We start from the raw sequence: 275 nt of genomic DNA, 5'->3' as shown, positions 1-275 counted from the left end.
GCTGGCAAGCCGGCTGATGTAACCCTCGGACTTGCCAACGCTTGCCGCGATGTAGGCAAGCTTGTGACCGCCCGAACGGATGGCCACCGCAAGCGCCTGGGCCTCGTTTTCAAGCTGTACCACCAGCTTGATCGGGGCGTTCTTGGGCTCGCGGTGAACGCCGAACGAGAGCCTCAACTTGTCCTGGTTTCCAATGCTTTCCATGTCTTGTCTAGAGTTGCCAAAGGGCAGCGGATTGAATGGAGGCATGAACGAACTCCATGCCACGTTTGAAC

1 protein-coding gene is annotated in these 275 nt (G+C 57.8%); it reads right to left on the bottom strand.

Going from position 1 to position 275, the window contains the following annotated elements; all coding sequences use genetic code 11:
• On the bottom strand, positions 1–249 hold a 249-nt coding region (locus tag SB775_RS29240), incomplete at its 3' end, for a hypothetical protein (protein WP_410864727.1).
• Positions 250–275: the final 26 nt, after the last annotated feature.

The sequence above is a fragment of the Peribacillus sp. SIMBA_075 genome, assembly GCF_046534585.1.
Note: the sequence above shows the minus strand (reverse complement) of the source record. Positions and strands in the feature narration are given on the sequence as shown.